Origin of the sequence: Paraburkholderia sp. J76, from assembly GCF_905220295.1 — a bacterium.
In the GTDB taxonomy this organism is placed as follows: Bacteria; Pseudomonadota; Gammaproteobacteria; order Burkholderiales; family Burkholderiaceae; genus Paraburkholderia.
This window is the reverse complement of sequence record NZ_CAJMZJ010000001.1, coordinates 297066-314467: the sequence shown is the minus strand read 5'-3', so window position 1 is coordinate 314467 and position 17402 is coordinate 297066. Positions and strand designations below refer to the sequence as shown.

Genomic DNA, 17402 nt, shown 5'->3' with positions numbered 1-17402 from the left:
TGATGTCTGTTTCCGGTTGATCTTCGGGTTTACGATCAATCCTTTTTTATTTCGTTATCCTACGTTTTTATGATGCGCTTACTTTTAACACCTCCACTATCGTCCTGGCGGAAGACGCACAACGCCTTCCGCCAGGCCTTTCGCTACTCCGTCACGCCTGGGCGCTCACGGGGCATTCCTGCGCGACGCCGTGCCCGCCCGTGAGCGCCAGCCCCGAGGCGAGCATGCCGACGAGGCCCGCAAGCTCCGTCAACTCGCTCACCGCACCGAACACGTAGTAGTCAGGGCGCACGATCAACGCCTTGGCGCCGTGCTCGTTGAAGAATGCCTCGTACTTCCCGCTCACGTCGAACAACACCCGGCCCGCCACGACCCGGCTTTCATCGTGCGTAATGCCAATCGTCTGCGCACCGATCACAGCCAGCGTTTCTTTCGCCTGGCCGTCCAGATAGCGATCGGGGTCAGCATCGAGCGCGATCACGTGAAAGCCGTTCGGCATGGCGTCGTCGTAACGCATGACTTCGCCGTCGTTTCGCACCTGACCGTGCACGCAGAGCTGCCCGCCTATGCCTCCTGCCGCAGAGTTCTGGTCGGCGCGAATGAGCCCGTCGGTCAGGCCCGGGAATGGCGGCAGCGCCGGCACCTGGCCCGACAGATACGCCTCGTCGCGCTGCGCGGCTTCCTGCGGGTCCGAGATGCACACGACCTTGCCCATGGCAATCGACGCGTCGATGACCGCGCGAACCTGGGGGCGCCGCTCGGGCGTATAGCCGTCGAGCAGTGCGGCACCCGCAATGCCCTTGAGCACGAGGTCGAGGCGCCACGCGAGATTCCAGGTGTCGCGCAGGCCCGAGCACATGCCCTGGCCCATGAACGGCGGCATCTGGTGCGCGGCGTCGCCCGCGAGCAGCACGCGGGACTTGCGCCATGTTTGCGCGATCAGCGAGCGGAACGTGTAGACCGCGTAGCGCACCAGCGTGGCGCGATCCGGTCCGACCCACGGCGAGAGCAGTTCCCATACTTTCTCGGGCTTTTGCAGGTCCTCCAGTGTTTCGTGCGGCAGGCGCATGAATTCCCAGCGCCGGTAGCCGGGGCCGCCCGGGACCATCGTGGTCGGGCGCGCGGGATTGCACCACTGGCCGATGTCGGGCACGTCGAGCTTCACACCCTCGTTCGGCTTCAGGTCGATGACGAGCCAGTCTTCCTGGAATCCCAGGTCCTCGAAGGTCACGCCCAGCGAGCGGCGCACGAAGCTGTTGGCGCCGTCGGCCCCCACGACATAGCGGGCTCGCACCGTACGCGTCTCGCCCGTCGTCTGCCAGGCGCCGTTCGTCATGCGCCCCTGCTTCAGGACCACCTCGCAGCAATCGGGAAACTGACGCAGTTCAACGGCTTCCCAGCCCTGATTGACCGAGACGCTGGGCAACGACTTCGCCTTGCGGTCGAGCAGCGCCTCGAGCGATGGCTGGTTGAACAGATACCCCACGGGGCCGTCGCTGATCGATTCCGCGGACCAGTCGATTTCCACGAGCGTTTTCCAGTCGGCGTTGAACCATTGATAAGTCGCGGACGGTTGGGAAATCGATTCGACATCCTCACCAATTCCCATCGCATGAAACACGCGCCGGATTTCGTGATCGTGAAACACCGCGCGAGGCAGCGGATAAAGCGACGGCCAGCGGTCGAAGACCGCGACGTCGTAGCCGCGCTCGCCGAGCAGAATGGACAGCGATTGCCCGACAGGGCCGTAACCGATGATGACGACGTCGAGAAGATTCTGGTCAGCCATTTGAGTTCACCTGCAAAAAAGCGAGTCGTGCCCTGGCGCCAGCTAGTCTGGCGGCCATCCAGTGCACATCCGTGAAAGAGAGTTCGTTCAGCCTTGCAGCTGCGCGCGTGCCGCCCTAAGCGGGGGCTTCGGTGTTGTGGATGAAGTTCGCGGGCACCGCCGGTCCCCAGAGGTAAAGCGAATCTTCGGGTGCATAGTCGCCTGCGGGCCATGCATGGCCGGCCGAAACGAAGTCGATATCGGCCGAGTACTCGCAGAACGAGCCCCAGGGATCTTCAACGTAGTGAAAATAGTTCGAACCGAGCACGTGCCGCCCCGTGCCCCAGCCCTTCGTATAACCTGCGGCCGCCATTTGCGACGCGCCCTCGCCCACGAGGTTCACGTTGTCCACGTCCCACGCCGCGTGGTGCCAGCCGCGCGCGCTGCTTTTGGCGAACGCGACGAGGTGGTGATCGCTGCCGTGCGGGGCGTGCGTGAAGGCGATGATGTCGCGCGAGCGGTCGGAAAGCCGCAGGCCCAGCGCCTTGCCGTAAAAGTCGAGCGCGCGCAGCACGTCGGGCGTAAAGAGCAGCACATGCGAGAGACGCCGCGGCCGCACCGTTTTCGATTCGGATCGCGTATGCGAACCGCGCTCGTCGGCGGCGCTACCGGCGAGCACGCACGCGTGCTTGGACGACGGACTGGTTTTCGGTCCGGCCTTCACCTGGATGAGATTGCCATCGGGATCGCGAAACCAGAAACCCTGCGCATCGGGCACGGATTCGTTCAGCACGGCCACGCCGGCCGCTTCCACCTGGGCGCGCAACGCCTCCACGTCCGCTTCGAAGCAGTTGAAGCTTAGCCATGCCAGGGATTTGAACGGCGCAGGCAAAATGCGCGCCCAACGATGACCGTCGCCGGCCCGCAACTCAAGCTCGCCGGCTTGCGCGCCTGCCGTCGCCACGTCGAGCCCGAAGGCGCGATAGAACTTCGCCGCGTCGTCGATCGAGGGAACGTTGAGGGCGAAGTGATCGATTGAATGCACGCTCGCGCGCGCCGAAACGACTGCCGGGTCGGACATGACCGTCTCCTTGAATCGGGTGATGCGCCGGCTCTGCGGCCGGCTCGTGGAAATTGCGCCGCTGAATGCACGACGCGGCGGCACGGCTCAGCGGCGGCTCAGCGCGCGGCTTCGTCGGCGATCACGTTTCTGAGCGTGCCGATCTTCTCGACGCTCACTTCGCACACGTCGCCCGCTTTCATCAGCAGCTTCGGGTTGCGTGCCCAGCCGATGCCCGCGGGTGTGCCGGACACGATCACGTCGCCGGCTTCGAGCGTGATGGCCTCGCTGATGATGCTGATGAGGCTCGCGACGTCGAAAACCATGTCGTCCGTGCTCGCCGACTGCACCACCTCGCCGTTCAGACGCGTTTCGAGGCGCAGGCCCTTCACGCCGGGCGGCAGTTCGTCGGCGGTCACGAGATCGGGGCCAAAAGCGCCGGTGCCGTCGAAATTCTTGCCCACGGTCCATTGCGGCGTCTTGAACTGGTATTCGCGCACGGAACCGTCGTTGAAGACGGAATAGCCCGCCACGTGCGAGAGCGCATCGTCCTTGCCGATATGGCGGCCGCCCTTGCCGAGCACCACGGCAATCTCGCCCTCGAAGTCGAGCCCTTCGGAATCGGTCACGGCCGGGCGGATCATGGGCTCGTCATGCGCGATCAGGCTGGTCGCAACGCGGAAAAAGAGCGTGGGGTAGTCCGGTTGCTTGTACTGGCTTTCGGAAGTGTGATCGGCGAAATTCAGGCCCACGCAGATGATTTTCGGCGGGCGCTGCAGCGGCGGCAGCAGCTTCAGTTCGCTCGCTGCAAGGCGCTCCTGACTTGCCGCGCTGCTAGCGTGATCGGCGAGATTCGCGCCGCGGGCCAGCAGCGATTCCAGCGTTTCCTCACCCAGCACGCGCACCGCGTCGCCGTCGCGCACGCCCAGCGTTGCCTTGCCGTTTCGTTCAAAACTGACCAATCGCATTTCCATCTCCTGTTGCTCGCCGTGGTGTTGCGGAGCACCCGGCAACGAATTGACACATTTGTCAATTCACGATTCTAGTTGATTTGATAAAATCGTCAATTAGAAATCGGCCAGGACAAACCCGGATGGGGCGCGTAATGCAGGGCCGAATGAACGGGAGAAAAAATGAAGGCTCCGATTGAGAACTACCAGAGCCGCGTAGGGGCGTTGCGCCGTGAAAAGACGCGTAACAAGCTGATCGAAAGCGCACTCGCCGTTTTCGCGGAAAAGGGCCCCGACGCGCCGATGATCGATGACTTCATCGCCGCCGCAGGCGTGGCGCGAGGCACGTTCTACAACTACTTCAGGACTACTGGCGAACTGCTCGGGGCCGTCGCGGGCGAGACCAGCGACGAAGTGCTCAGCGTGATCGACCCGCTCGTGCTGCAAGTGAGCGATCCCGCGCAGCGCGTGGTGACGGGCTCGCGGCTTTACATGCTGATGGCAGCGCGTTATCCGCTGTGGGGCGCATTCATTACGCGCGTGGGCACACGGCGCGGCTCGCGCGGCCGGTTGCTCGACGAATACCTCACGCGCGACTTGCAGACGGCCATCGATTCGGGACGATTGCATGTCGGCCATGTGGCGGTCGCGCGCGATATCGCGCTCGGCTCGATCATGTATGGCATCGAAACGCTGCTGTCGGGCGAGGCGCCCGAGGACTATACCGAGCAGTCGATGTTTGCGTTGTTGCAGGCGTTCGGTGTCGGCGCGCAGGAAGCGCGCAAGCTGGCGTGGGCGCCGCTCGTCGATTGCCCGCAGCCGCGCGGCGCCATTTTCGAGCGCGTGCGCCGCGTGGACGACACTGCGCAGGAAGCGAAGCCGCAAGATTGACGGGCGCTGCGGCGGCGAACCCGGCGGCGCGCAACTATCAATTTCCGTTGCGCGCAGCAATAATGACGCGTCCATCCGGTACCTGACTCGCCATGCCCACCGACCGCCGAAGTCCCGTTGCAGCGAAAGAGCGCAAAGTCTCCCGCAAAGGCTCGGCCGACGCGCCCGCAAAAAAAGCAGCCGCGGCAAAAAAACCCGCAAAACCGCCCGCGAAAACCGCAGCCGCGCCGCGCGTAAACGAACGCGTTCGTGCCCGCACGCGCGCGAAATTATTGCAGGCGGCCCGCATAGCGATGGGTCGCAACGGCATCGCGGGCACGGCGATCAACGACATCACCGGGGAGGCGGGCGTCGCCTTCGGCTCGTTCTACAACTACTTTTCGAGCAAGGACGAAATCGCGCGCGCCGTCTTCATCGAAGACATGCTCGCCATTGCGGACCTGCTGGACCGGATCCGCCCCGCCGATGCGGATATCGCGGTCATCGTCGGCCTCAACATTCGCCAGACGATGCGCCACACGCTCGACGACCCGATCTGGGGATGGTTCTTCGTTCACGCGGCTTCGAGTGTTGGCGACCTCGTGGAGACGATGGGCGGAAGACTCGCGCGCGACATCCGCATCGGCGTCGACGCAGGCCGGTTCCATTGCGCCGACGTGCTCGCCACGATGGACTGCATCATCGGCGGAGCGCTACATGTGCTGCGCCAGGTGCTCGAAGGCCGCCGGCCGCCCGAATCCGTCGATCGCTTCACCGAATTCGCACTGCGAGGTCTCGGCATCCGCGACCAGGAAATTCCCCGCATCATGAAGGCCGCCCAGCAATACGAGGCGGAACATGCCTCGGCCTCGCGCGCCTAAGCGCTACATCTTCCTTCTCCGCACTTGCCCTCTCGCCGGCAGACCGCGATCAAGCGGTCTGCCGCGTTTCGCTTCGTCCCCTTCCCCGCTTTAATTCCAGCGTCCCACGCCGCATGCTCGCCAGGGAAAGCACCAGGCAATCAATTTATTGATGCTTTCATCATTTTTGATAACAATATCAAAAACACCGTGAGACACCTGAGGACGACACCATGAATGCACCCAGCACCCTTCCCGCCACCTTCGGCGCCGAAGCCGAACTCGTAGCCGCCGCCACCGCGCTCGTACCCGCGCTCAAGCAACGCGCCTCGGCCATCGATCAGCTTTCGCGCCTGCCGCAGGAAACCATCGACGACCTGAACGCCGCAGGTCTGCTCGAACTCACCACGCCGCGCCGCTACGGCGGCAAGCAGGCTTCGGTGCGCACATTTCTCGAGGTCGTAGCCGAAATCGGCCGCGGCGACGCTTCCACCGCGTGGGTCACAGCGCTTATCAACGTGACGACGTGGGCTGCCGCCGCGCTGTTCGACGAACGCGTGACCGACGAAGTATTTGGCGGTCCTGAACGTGCCCGCGTGGTGGGCGTGCTCTCGCCGCGCAAAGCCAGCGTGAAAAAAGTGGACGGCGGTTATGTGATCGAAGAAGGCGTGTGGGGTTTCAACTCGGGTATCTATCACGCGAACTGGGACCTGCTGGGCATTCCCATCGTCGATGCGAGCGGCAAGGTGATCGACCAGGGCGTGGCGCTCGTGCGCGCAAGCGACGTACGCACGCTCGACGACTGGAACGTCATGGCGCTGCGCGGCACCGGCAGTTCCAGCGTGAGCGTGACGAATCTCTTCGTGCCCGACACGCACGTGGCTTCGATGAGCCAGGCGATCGAAGGCAAGTATGGCGCCACGCACCTCGCCGGCGAGCCGCTCTACCGCGTAGCCTGCATACCGATGCTCGCGATCATCCTCACGTTCCCGGCACTCGGCATTGCGCGCAACGCGCTCGACACGTTCCTCGAACTGCTGCCGCGCCGCGGCATCCAGTACACGTGGTACACGAAGCAGGCCGAAGCACCCGTTACGCATCTTCAGGTCGGCCTCGCCTCGGCGAAACTCGACGCCGCGCGCGCCATCATCGAAAAGCACGCCGATGCGCTCGACGCAAGCGCGGCTTCGGGCCAGTACATGGCGTACATGGATCGCGCGAAGGTGCGCCGCGACGTGGGCTTCGCCGAAACGCTGATCTGGGACGCAGTGGATTCGCTGGCCACGGCGTCGGGCGGCTCGCTCGCCTCGCTCGGCAATCCGTTCGCACGCGTATGGCACGACGCTCGCGTAGCGTCGCTGCACGGCATCGTTGCGCCCACAACCAACTTCGAGACCTACGGCCGCCTCGCCTGCGGTCAGCCCGCCGACACGCCGCTGATCTAAAGCCATGACCGCGACCCTCACCCAGCTCAATCTCGAAGCGGCGCGTTTTCGCCGCGCCATGGGCAAATTCGCGACGGGCGTCACCGTCATCACGTTCGAGCACGAGGGACGCACCGTGGGCATGACGGCCAACGCGTTTCTTTCGCTCTCCGTGGACCCGCCGATGATTCTCGTCTCGGTGCGCGCGCGGTCGCGTTTCGCGCAGTCGGTCGCGCGGGGCGGCGCTTTCGGCGTGAGCTTCCTCGCGCAGGAGCACGAACCGCTGAGCCGTCACTTCGGCGGCCAGCCGCGCGAGGGCCTCGACGATCCGTTCGAGCATGTGCGCGATGTCCCTGTCGTGCGCGGCGCGCTCGTGCAGATCGCGGCGCGCGCCGAAGCGGTCCACGAAGGCGGCGATCATCTGATCTACACCGCGCACGTGGAGGCGCTGCACGAATCGGACGGGCCGCCGCTGCTTTTTTTCAGCGGGAGATACAAGCAGATCGTCGCGCACGATCCGTCGTCGTGCTGGCTCGACTGCGCGTGATGCGCTTGATGCGCTTGATGCGCACGAAACGCCGAACTCGTCGCGCAATTTCTGGCTGGAATCAAGGCGGCAGCGGTTGCTTAAGCTATCATTCGGTTTCGAACATCATGCGTGCGATGACTTCATGTCGAAACCCGTCTCCCCCTCGAAGCAGCCGCTTCCGGCCGAACGTCCCGATCACGACCTCGACCATTCGGTCGGCTACCTGCTCAATCGCGCCGCCAGCATCATCGCCGCACGCTTCAGCGACGACCTGAAGGCGTACAACATCAACCTGCAAGCGTGGCGCGTGCTGGCCGCGCTGCGTCACGAAGGCCACCAGACGCTCTCCGACCTTGCAAGCCACACCGGCTCCGAGCTGTCGTATCTCTCGCGCGCCGTTGGGGCGCTCGAAACGCGGGGCTATGTCCGGCGCAGCGAATCGCCAGCCGACCGGCGCACCATTCATCTCTCGCTCACGCAGGCCGGCGTCGAAATCGTCGGCGAACTCGCACCGCGCGCGTGGGAAATCGAACGCATGTCGATGAAAGGCGTGTCGGCTCACGAACTCGCCGTCACGCTCAAAACGCTGCGCGCGGTGTATTCGAACCTCGTTGACAGTTGCGAAGGGGCGACCGACGTCAATCGCAAGCTAACGGTGGCCCGCCGCGTGCGCCGCCGCGAAGCGCGCGACGAAGCGGCGGACTGAATGCATCGGGCGCCCTGAGCACGCCGAGGCTCAGGCAGGCTCGGCGATCACGCGGTTCTCGATCGCGCCGATGCCCTCGATCTCCGCGCGCATCACGTCGCCGGCGCGCAGATACGTGGGCGGACTCATCGCCACGCCCACGCCCGAAGGCGTGCCCGTCGCGAGCAGATCGCCGGGCTCCAGCGTGAAGGCCGTCGAAAGATGCGCGATCTGGGCGTGGATGTCGTGGATCATCGAAGCGGTCACGTCGTCCTGACGAAGCTCGCCGTTCACCCACATCCGCAGGCGCAACGCGTGCGGATCGCCCAGTTCGTCGGGCGTCACGATCCAGGGGCCCGTCGGTCCGCAGGTATCGAACGACTTGCCGACCGTCATGGTCTGCGTGGCGAGCTGCCAGTCGCGCACCGAAACGTCGTTGCACACCATATAGCCCGCGATGACCGAACTCGTGGCTTCGCGGCTCACATGGCGGCAGCGCCGGCCAATCACGACGCACAGTTCGACCTCGTAATCGAGCTGCTCCGAAACGGAGGGCACATGCACGTCGCCGAACGGGCCGTTGATGCACGTCACCTGCTTGTTGAACCACACCTGCGTGGGCGGCGTCTGCACGCCCACTTTCGCCGCCTCCGCCACGTGCTTGCGATAGTTCATGCCGATGGCCAGGAACTTCGACGGATTCGGCAGCGGCGCGAGCAGCGTGACTTCCGAAAGCGCGCTCACGTGGCCGTCCTTGACGGCCGCCGCGCGCGCCATGGCCTCTTCGCCGCCCTGCAGCAGCGCGAGCATGGTGGCGGGCAGCGACGGGTCGCCAAGCGGAAGGTCGATCACGCGGTCGCCTTCGACCTTGCCGATCGAAATGCGGCCTTGATGCTGATACGTCACGAGTTTCATTGGAGTCCTGAATGATGAGGGTTTATGCGATGCTCACGCGCGAGGCGTCCTGCTCACGCGGCGAGGTTTCATGACTTCCCACGGGATACGGGTAGCGGCGCGGAAGCCACAACAGCAGGGCCGCCGCGCAAGCGAGCACGGCCAGGAAGATCAGCAGCGCGGGCCGGTACGAATGCGCCGCGTCGTACACGGCGCCCATCATGAACGGCCCAAGCCCCGTGCCCACCGTGAATACGGCGAACAGGTAGCCATAGATTTGCCCGAACGCGCGCAGCCCGAAATAGCGGCTTTGCAAATAGGCAATGAGATCGACTTCGGCGCCCATGCCGAGGCCGACCAGCACGGCGCCGAACATCGTCAACGTGCTCGCCGTGCTGCCCAGCAGCGTCAGCACGCCGACGGCGGGCAGCACCACGAAGGCAATCGCCACGTACGGTCCGAAGAAGCGGTCGAGTAGAAAGCCGCAGAGCAGCCGCCCGACGATCAGCGAGGCGCCGATGCCGGAAAACACGACAACGGCCTGCTTTGCCGGTATGCCTCGGTCCGTCAGCAAGGGAACGAGGTGAACGATGGTCCCGTTCGCGACAATCGGAATGCAGAGAAACACGAAGGCAAGCTTCCAGAACTGCGGGTTGCGCAGGGCTTCGCGCGCCTGCAGCCCGGGCAGCGCCTCCCTCGCGCCCGAACCCGGCGTGGCGGCGGCTTCGCGAATGAACAACGCGACAGCCAGAAACGCGATGATGAAGACCGTCACGCCTACCGCGACGAATGCGCCACGCCAGCCGAACCGGTCCAGATAGATTTGCGTGAGGCGCGGCACGAACGCCGCGCCGAGACCCACGCCCGTCATGGCGATGCCCATGGCGACGCCGCGCCGGCGATCGAACGCGGCAGCAATGGCCTTGGCGTACGGCAGCGGCGCCTGCCCCGCGCTGAACAGCCCCATCGTGCCGAACATGATGAGGAACACCGCGGGCACGCCGGGCGTTTGCGACATCGCGGCAATGGCGAGCGCGAATAACGTGATGGCGGCGAGCGTCACCCGCCGAATGCCGTGCCGGTCGATCAGGCTGCCCGCGAAGGGCGTTCCCACCGCGGCGAAGATCGAGCCCAGCATGACGGCGGCGGACACGAGACCGCGATTCCAGCCGAACTCGGCCATGATGGGCTTCATCAGCACCGAGGCCGAAAACTGCAGCACGGTGACGTTGCCTACCGTGAGCCCGAGAACCGAGCCGAACACGATCCACCCGCGGCTTCCAAACATCCGTCGCACGATTGTCTCCCTTTGTTATTCCGGACTTGCGTTTCACGCCGCCGGACGATGTTCGAAGAAGCGTCCTGCATGAAACAGCAACGGTGCATCGCTGCCGTACGAAAACCGCTCGACATGGCCTAGCACCATGACGTGATCGCCATAGGTCGTCAGTTCCGACGTGCGGCACTCGAAGCGGGCCAACGCATCGACCAGGATCGGCACGCCGCCGAGCCCGGGCTGCACACGCTCGGCGAGCGGCGCGAACTTGTCCTCGGCCGGCGTGGCGAAATGGCCGGCCAGTTCCTGCTGACCGGCCGAAAGAACGTGTACGGCGAAGTGGCCGGCTTGACGGAACACCGGCAGGCTCGGCGCGCGTGTGCCCAGATACCACGCCACCAGCGGCGGATCGAGCGATACCGAGCAGAACGAATTAATGGTGAGCGCCGCCTGGCGGCCGTCGCTCGCGCGGGTCGTGACGACGCATACGCCGGTTGCGAAGCGCCCGAGCGCGTTGCGCAACTCGCGGCTATCGGAAGTGGCCGTGCTCATGCTTTTTCCTCGATCGATGCGGGTGAAAGCGGGGAATTCGCACCGGCGCCCGTAAAGCAGCGTGGATCGCGCGTGGATGACCAGTAATCGAGCGCCGTGGGCGAAGGCGCGATCCGCCTGGGTGCGCGCGGAAACGCTTCGGGAAAGGCCTCCATGCCGAAGCTGTATTCCATGGTCAGGCCGTCCGGGTCGAGGAAATACAGAAACACGCTGTCCGATGCGGGATGGCGCCCGGGACCGAACACCACGTCCGACCCGGCCCGCTTCAGGCGCGAGAGCGCCCGGCCGATGTCGTCGATCTCCGTGACCATGTAGTTCACGTGATGCAGGCAACGGCGTTCGAACTGCGCGATGCCGACGCCGTGGTGCCAGGGGTTCGGCCAGCAGCGCATGAACGTGATGAACTCGCCCACCGAATCCGACTCGCTGAAGTTGAGCACATCGCGCCAGAATGCGACTGCCTGCGCGGCGTCCGGCGTATTGAACACCACGTGCCCGAGGCGCTGGATGCGCGCGACCGTGGGCGTGAACGGGCGCGCCGAATCCGCGGCGGCCACGTAGAACTCCAGCGTCGCGCCCACCAGCGGCTCGAAAATACGGATGGCCCGCTGTTGCCCGCGCGCCGCGCACGTCGCCGCGTCGGTCTCGTGAACGGGAACGCCCGCACGTTCGAGGCGCTCGATGAGCGGTTCGAACTGCGCCATGTCCTCCAGCATGAAACCGGCGCAACGCAGCCCGGCTTCCGGCGCCGCATGCAGCGTCATGCTGTGGTGTTCGTGATCGCAACGCAGGCGGACTTCGCCGTCCCGCCCCGTATCGACGTACTGAAGACCCGCCACGTTTTCGTAGTAGTCCCTGGCACGTGAAAGATCGGTCACGTTAAGCTCGACTCGCCCGAGCTTCCGGTATCGGATCATCTTCGCCGCTCCTTCAATACTGGCCGCGCGGGGGCAAGCCGAGCCGCATCTGGCCGTACATCGTGGACACCGCAGGCCAGTTCACGCTGATATGGTGCGCAACCGCGTTGATGTCGCGCCAGGCGCGCTGAATCCCGCTGTCGAGCTGAATGCCGGTGCCGCCCACGACGTCATACAGCGCATTGATCGCCTCGACACACAGGCGCACGGCGTAGGCGTGACCGCGCCGCACCGTAATGCGCTGCGCCGTGCTCAGTTGCTCGCCGTTGCGCACCCACTCCTCCACCTGCTGCAAATCGCGCTGCAGGATGAGCTGCGCCGCATCCACCGCCGCTTCGCCCTGTGCGAGCGCGGACTGCACGTGGCCGAACTGGGCCATGGGCGCGCCGCCACCCGCGAACGCGCCGCGCGTGGCGCGCGCGCCGATGGTTTCGACGAATTCGTCGAGCGCGCCGCGCAGCGCCGACACGGCCGGGTTGGCAAGCAACGGAGGAAAGCCGCTCAGAAAAGGCACGCGGTAAAGCGACGCCTCGTGAAGCCCGGCGCCCGGCGAGCGCTGGTCGAGCACGTCGGCGAAGGCCACGGTGCGATGCGCCGGCACGAACACGGCGTCGTCGATGGCGATGTCCTTGCTCCCGGTGCCCGCGAGCCCGACCGTAAACCACGTATCGACGATGCGCACGCTCTGCGCGGGCACCAGCAGGAACAGCGCGCGCGGCGCGGCGCCCGCTTCCTGTTCGACCATCGCGCCCAGCGAAAGCCATTGCGCGTTATCGCTGTTGCTGCCAAAGCTCCAGCGGCCCTTGAGGTAAAACCCGCCGTCGGCCGGAACGGCTTTGCCCGTGGGCGCGATGCACGACGCGACGAGCGCATCGGGCGAGTCTCCCCACACATCTTCCTGGGCCTGCTCGGGGAACATGCCCAGCACCCACGAGGCGGCGGCGCTCAAGCCGTAGCACCAGCCCGTGGAAGTACAGCCGCGCCCGATTTCGAATGCAAGGCGGCGCAGCGCTTCGAGGCTCAATTCGTGGCCGCCGAACCGGCGCGGCTGGACCGCGCGATACAGGCCGGCTTCCTTCAGTTGTTGCGTGACGGCGGCCGAAACGCGCCGCTCCTGCTCCGTTGTGCGGGCGCGGGCTGCGACGAGCGGGCGCAACTGCGTGGCCGCATCGAGCAGGCGGTCGAACACGCCGGAATCGGCGGTGGCCGCCGCCGCGGGGCGCCGGTCGAGTACCTCAGAGGTCGGGGTCATCCTGATGATCTCCTAAATTATTGCAAAAGCAATCAATCCGTGATCGAATTACATCGCACAACAGTTGCTTTTGCAACCTTTAAACGATGCCCTTCACCCAGGAGTTACCCGAATGAGCCGTGCCTGCCCAGTCCCCCTCTGCGGGTGCATCGACGTCCACACGCACGTCGTTCCGCACGATTTCCCGGCGTATCTGGGCCATCGTATCGGGGCGGCGTGGCCGTCCATGCGCGAGGCCCAGCCGTGCCACCGCCATGTGGTCATATCCGGCAAGGTGTATCGAACGGTGTCGAACCAGGCGTGGGACACGGAAGTTCGCCGCGCCGACATGGACCGGTTGGGGGTAGCGCGGCAGGTGCTCTCGCCCATGCCCGAACTGCTTTCCTACTGGCTCGACCCCGCCGACGGCGCTGCGCTCGCGCGCTATCTTAACGAGACGCTCGCGCAGATGTGCGCGGGCGCGCCCGGGCGCTTTAGCGCGCTGGGCGCCGCGCCGCTCCAGGACATGGATCTGGCCATACGGGAGATGGAATTCGCCGTGGGCACGCTCGGCCTGGCCGGCGTGGAAGTGGGCAGCAACGTGGGCGGCGTGCCGATTGGCGACCCGCGCTTCTGGCCGTTCTTCGAGGCCGCGCAGGCCTGCAACGCGGCGGTGTTCGTGCACCCGTTGAGGCCCGCGGGCATGGAGCGTCTGGTGGGCCCGGCCTCGCTCGAACAGATCGTGGCGTTTCCCGGCGAGATCGGCCTCGCGGCGGCTTCGATCGTCACGGGCGGTCTGATGGCGCGATTTCCGCGCCTGCGTATCGCGCTGAGTCATGGCGGCGGCGCGATCCAGACCGTGCTGCCGCGCCTGCAGCACGCATGGGAGTGCCAGCCGGCGCTGCGCGAGGCCATGCCCGTCGCGCCGCTCGACGCCGCGCGCTCGCTCTGGTTCGACAACCTGCTCTACAGCGCGACCGCCATACGCGCGCTGGTCGAAACGGTGGGAAGCGACCGTGTGATGATCGGCACCGACTACCCGTTCGCGATCATGGACGCCGACCCGGCGCGGCGTGTGGAGACATTGGGCTTCAGCGAAGGCGAACAGGAGGCGTTGCGCTGGAAGAACGCGCTCGCGTGGCTCGGGGTGGAATGAACCGTCTGCCGGATCGTGGATCGTGGCGCGCGGGCAGGTCCGTTGCGGCCTGCCCGACCCGCAACTACAGATTGGTCGCCTGGAAACTCACCTGCCGCCAACCGGCCGCTTGCTGCTGCCAGACTTGCGTGGTCATGACGTGCATGTCGATGCGCTGCCCCGTCGCCGTCAACTCGATCGACTGTCGCAGCGGCCCCGTCACGACAGCCAGGCCGTCGTATACGCGCACCTCCAGCGCTTCGCGTTCCGCCGAGAGAAAACGGATCGCGCCTTTCACCATCGCCAGATACGCGGCCTTGTCGTCGGCCTTGCCGTTGGCGTGGACATGCACGACGTCATCGGCCACGAGACGATCGAGCGCTTCGATATCGGCCGCCACGAGCGCCCGGCAACGTGCCGCTTCGAGTGCCGCCACCTCTTCTCGCACAGCTTCTTCAGTTTTGCTAATCATCGGTAGGTTTCGCCTTATGCCGGTTCGGCCCGGACGATATTTTCGATCGCCCCGATGCCGTCGATTTCCACTTTCATCGTATCGCCTGCACGCAGCCAGCGAGCGGGCTTCATTGCCACGCCTACGCCGCCGGGCATGCCCGTCAGGATCAGGTCGCCCGGTTCGAGTGTCATCGCCTTCGAAAGATGCTCGACCTGCGCGTAACAGTCGAAGATCAGTTGCGCCGTGCTGGACTCCTGGCGCTTTTCGCCATTCACGAAGCAGCGAATACCGAGCGCGTGCGGATCGGCGACGGCATCGGCCGTCACGATCCACGGGCCAAACGGCGCGTGCGTATCGAACGACTTGCCGATCGTGAACTGCGAGGTCTGGAGCTGCCAGTCGCGCACGCTGACATCATTGGCCACGCAGTAGCCGAAGATCACCTCATGCGCTCGCTCGCGCGGAACGTGACGGCAGCGCTTGCCGATCACGAACGCCAGTTCCGCCTCGTAGTCCAGTTGCGCCGAAACACGCGGCAGATCGACGGGCGCGAAGGGTCCCGTCGCCGAGGTCGGCATTTTCGCGAACCACAACTGATCGGCGGGCCGCGCCATGCCCGACTCCTCGACGTGATCCGCGTAGTTCAGCCCGATGCCGAGAATCTTGCCCGGGCGCGGGACAGGCGCGAGCAGCGTGACGGCATCGAAGCCGATGTCCGCCGGGCGCGAAGCCTCCAGCGGCACAAGGCGCTCGCGCCAGGCCGGCCACGCTTCGATCAGTGCGATTGCGTCGCGCGGCGCATCGGGCAAATGCCGCCCGATGTCGATTACACCGCCGTCCACCGCCAGGCCCACCGCCGTCACATCGTTCGCACTACGGAATGTCACGAGTTTCATGTGTTCCCTCCGCTCACATGAACGTCGATTTGCCGGTGGCCGCCGTGCCCACCGCGCTCAATTCGGCGTCGCTCGCGCCGGCCTTCCACAAACGCACGAGTTCGTCGGGATCGAATTCCACGCCGAGGTTGTTCTTCGCGAACGCTTCCGAATGGAAATACGCAGCGGGGTCGTCGCCGTTGTCGGCCTGCAGTTCGATATCGTTGCCTTCCGGATCGCGATAGTAGAGCGACGTGGTCGGACCGTGGTTGATGCACCAGAACGGCTGGATGCCGAGCGGCTTCAGGCGCGCGTAAGTTGTCAGCAGGTCGCCAATGTTGTCGTAGCTGTAGGCGACGTGATGCACGCCCGCCGTCTCGCCTGCCTTCGGAGGAACATCGGGCATGTTGAAAAAAGCGAGGCGGTGGTGTTCGTCGTCGTAGGTGATGAAGGTGAGGATGTTGTCCTCGAACACGAGCCGCGCCTGGAACAGCTTCATGTACCACGCCACCGTTTCCGCGCGGCGTGCGCAGCGGTACACCAGGTGGGCCATGCGCGCGGGTACGACGCGCGCTGCCGCGCCCGCTTCCGTTGCCGTTTGTGCTGTCGTCATGTCTGTCTCCTGTACTTTTCCTGTGTCGATGAAGGCCGCATCAAAGCAGCACGCGGCGGAAGTCGGCCATCAGCGTGGCCAGATATGCGAGGAAGCGGCCGGCCTCGGCGCCGTCCACCGCCCTGTGGTCCCATGAGAGCGAGAGCGGCAGGATCAAGCGCGGCTCGAACGCCGCGCCGCTCCACACCGGTTGCGTCGCCGCCCTGCCCACGCCCAGAATCGCCACTTCGGGCGCATTGATGATCGGCGTGAAGTGCGTGCCGCCGATGCCGCCCAGCGACGAGATCGACATCGAGCCGCCCTGCATTTGCGCGGGCGTGAGCTTGCCTTCGCGGGCAAGCGCGGCCAGTTGCGACATCTCCGCGGCGATCGCGGCGATGCCCTTGCGGTCCGCGTCGCGAATCACCGGCACCACGAGTCCGCTGGGCGTGTCCGCCGCAAAGCCGATATGGAAGTAATGCTTCTGCACGACCTCCTGAGCGTCGAGGCTCACGTTGAACTGCGGGTAGCGCTGCAGCGCGGCCACGCACGCCTTGACGAGAAACGCCAGCATCGTCACCTTCGCCGCGCCGTCCTTCGCCTCGCGGTTCAGCGCGGCACGCAGGGATTCGATCTCCGTTACGTCGGCCTGATCGAAGTTGGTGACGTGCGGAATCATCACCCAGTTGCGATGGAGGTTCGCCCCGGAAATCCTGCGGATGCGCGAGAGCGGGCGGCGCTCCACCGGCCCGAACTTCGAGAAGTCCACCTGCGGCCAGGGGAGGATGTCCAGACCCGTTGCGCGCGCATCCATCGGCGCGCGCGCGGGCGCGGGGCTCGACAAAACATCCTTCACGTGCGCAAGCACGTCCTCCCTGAGCACGCGTGCATTGCGGCCGCTGCCCTTCACTTGTGCCAGATTCACGCCGAGTTCGCGCGCGAGCTTGCGCACGGACGGGCCGGCGGCGACTTCGATCTTCGGCGGCAACTCCCGCGCCGTGGTATTGATCGGGATGGGCGGCACGGGCTCGCGGGGCCGCTCCGGTGCCGGGGCGTCCGGCAGAATGGCCGCCTCTGGAGCTGCTGCGACGAGTGCATCGAACTCCACGCGCCCGATCAGCGAGCCGTGCGAAACCAGATCGCCGGGTTTGAGCAACACTTCGCGTATCGTTCCGGCGAATGCGCTCGGCACGTCCATGGTTGCCTTGTCCGACTCCAGCGTCACGAGCGGCTGTTCCAGCGCCACGCTATCTCCGGCGCGAACCAGCACCTCGATCACGGGAATATCCCGGTAGTCGCCGATGTCGGGGACTCTCAACTCCTGCATGTC

18 protein-coding genes are annotated in these 17402 nt (G+C 65.4%); 6 read left to right on the top strand and 12 right to left on the bottom strand.

What is annotated here, in order from left to right; all coding sequences use genetic code 11:
* Positions 1–151: 151 nt before the first annotated feature.
* The 3 genes from U5768_RS01460 to U5768_RS01450 form a co-directional block, all read right to left on the bottom strand.
* Positions 152–1789, bottom strand: a complete 1638-nt coding sequence (locus U5768_RS01460; protein ID WP_322028601.1) for a bifunctional 3-(3-hydroxy-phenyl)propionate/3-hydroxycinnamic acid hydroxylase — start codon at positions 1787–1789, stop codon at positions 152–154.
* A gap of 115 nt (positions 1790–1904) precedes the next feature.
* Positions 1905–2849, bottom strand: coding sequence for a VOC family protein (locus U5768_RS01455; protein ID WP_322028600.1), 945 nt, complete (start codon positions 2847–2849; stop codon positions 1905–1907).
* Between the two features lie 98 nt (positions 2850–2947).
* Positions 2948–3796, bottom strand: coding sequence for a fumarylacetoacetate hydrolase family protein (locus U5768_RS01450; protein ID WP_322028599.1), 849 nt, complete (start codon positions 3794–3796; stop codon positions 2948–2950).
* Between the two features lie 165 nt (positions 3797–3961).
* On the opposite strand from U5768_RS01450, the gene U5768_RS01445 reads away from it, so the two are divergent.
* The 5 genes from U5768_RS01445 (at position 3962) to U5768_RS01425 (ending at position 8167) form a co-directional block, all read left to right on the top strand.
* Positions 3962–4669 carry a TetR/AcrR family transcriptional regulator gene (locus U5768_RS01445; RefSeq protein WP_322028598.1) on the top strand — a complete coding sequence of 236 codons (708 nt, stop codon included), beginning with the start codon at positions 3962–3964 and terminating at the stop codon, positions 4667–4669.
* Between the two features lie 92 nt (positions 4670–4761).
* Positions 4762–5529, top strand: coding sequence for a TetR/AcrR family transcriptional regulator (locus tag U5768_RS01440; RefSeq protein ID WP_322028597.1), 768 nt, complete (start codon positions 4762–4764; stop codon positions 5527–5529).
* Positions 5530–5741: 212 nt separating this feature from the next.
* A complete protein-coding gene (locus U5768_RS01435; protein WP_322028596.1) occupies positions 5742–6953 on the top strand; it encodes an acyl-CoA dehydrogenase family protein in 1212 nt (403 codons plus the stop codon).
* A 4-nt stretch (positions 6954–6957) separates the two neighbouring features.
* Complete coding sequence (locus U5768_RS01430; RefSeq protein ID WP_322028595.1) at positions 6958–7479, top strand: flavin reductase family protein; 522 nt, start codon at positions 6958–6960, stop codon at positions 7477–7479.
* Between the two features lie 124 nt (positions 7480–7603).
* Positions 7604–8167: a MarR family transcriptional regulator gene (locus U5768_RS01425; RefSeq protein ID WP_322028594.1), complete on the top strand. Its 564-nt coding sequence runs from the start codon at positions 7604–7606 to the stop codon at positions 8165–8167.
* Positions 8168–8197: 30 nt separating this feature from the next.
* Here U5768_RS01425 and U5768_RS01420 read toward each other — a convergent pair whose 3' ends face one another.
* From U5768_RS01420 to U5768_RS01400, 5 genes are read right to left on the bottom strand one after another with little or no spacing between them, the layout of a single operon-like run.
* Positions 8198–9061, bottom strand: coding sequence for a fumarylacetoacetate hydrolase family protein (locus tag U5768_RS01420; RefSeq protein WP_322028593.1), 864 nt, complete (start codon positions 9059–9061; stop codon positions 8198–8200).
* Between the two features lie 22 nt (positions 9062–9083).
* A complete protein-coding gene (locus U5768_RS01415) occupies positions 9084–10328 on the bottom strand; it encodes an MFS transporter (RefSeq protein ID WP_322028987.1) in 1245 nt (414 codons plus the stop codon).
* A gap of 42 nt (positions 10329–10370) precedes the next feature.
* Positions 10371–10868, bottom strand: coding sequence for a flavin reductase family protein (locus U5768_RS01410; protein ID WP_322028592.1), 498 nt, complete (start codon positions 10866–10868; stop codon positions 10371–10373).
* Positions 10865–11785 carry a VOC family protein gene (locus U5768_RS01405; RefSeq protein WP_322028591.1) on the bottom strand — a complete coding sequence of 307 codons (921 nt, stop codon included), beginning with the start codon at positions 11783–11785 and terminating at the stop codon, positions 10865–10867. Before U5768_RS01405 ends, U5768_RS01410 begins: the two co-directional genes overlap by 4 nt.
* 13 nt (positions 11786–11798) lie before the next feature.
* A complete protein-coding gene (locus U5768_RS01400; protein WP_322028590.1) occupies positions 11799–13037 on the bottom strand; it encodes an acyl-CoA dehydrogenase family protein in 1239 nt (412 codons plus the stop codon).
* Positions 13038–13149: 112 nt separating this feature from the next.
* On the opposite strand from U5768_RS01400, the gene U5768_RS01395 reads away from it, so the two are divergent.
* Entirely contained in the window at positions 13150–14172 is a 1023-nt protein-coding gene (locus U5768_RS01395) for an amidohydrolase family protein (RefSeq protein WP_322028589.1), read from the top strand.
* A gap of 64 nt (positions 14173–14236) precedes the next feature.
* Here the strand turns inward: U5768_RS01395 and U5768_RS01390 are convergent, their stop codons facing one another.
* The 4 genes from U5768_RS01390 to U5768_RS01375 are packed head-to-tail and all read right to left on the bottom strand — an operon-like array spanning position 14237 to position 17399.
* Positions 14237–14623, bottom strand: coding sequence for a nuclear transport factor 2 family protein (locus tag U5768_RS01390; RefSeq protein ID WP_322028588.1), 387 nt, complete (start codon positions 14621–14623; stop codon positions 14237–14239).
* 14 nt (positions 14624–14637) lie between these two features.
* Positions 14638–15501, bottom strand: coding sequence for a fumarylacetoacetate hydrolase family protein (locus U5768_RS01385; RefSeq protein ID WP_322028587.1), 864 nt, complete (start codon positions 15499–15501; stop codon positions 14638–14640).
* 13 nt (positions 15502–15514) lie between these two features.
* Positions 15515–16093 carry a VOC family protein gene (locus U5768_RS01380; protein ID WP_322028586.1) on the bottom strand — a complete coding sequence of 193 codons (579 nt, stop codon included), beginning with the start codon at positions 16091–16093 and terminating at the stop codon, positions 15515–15517.
* Positions 16094–16133: 40 nt separating this feature from the next.
* Positions 16134–17399 carry a dihydrolipoyllysine-residue acetyltransferase gene (locus U5768_RS01375; protein ID WP_322028585.1) on the bottom strand — a complete coding sequence of 422 codons (1266 nt, stop codon included), beginning with the start codon at positions 17397–17399 and terminating at the stop codon, positions 16134–16136.
* Positions 17400–17402 lie beyond the last annotated feature (3 nt).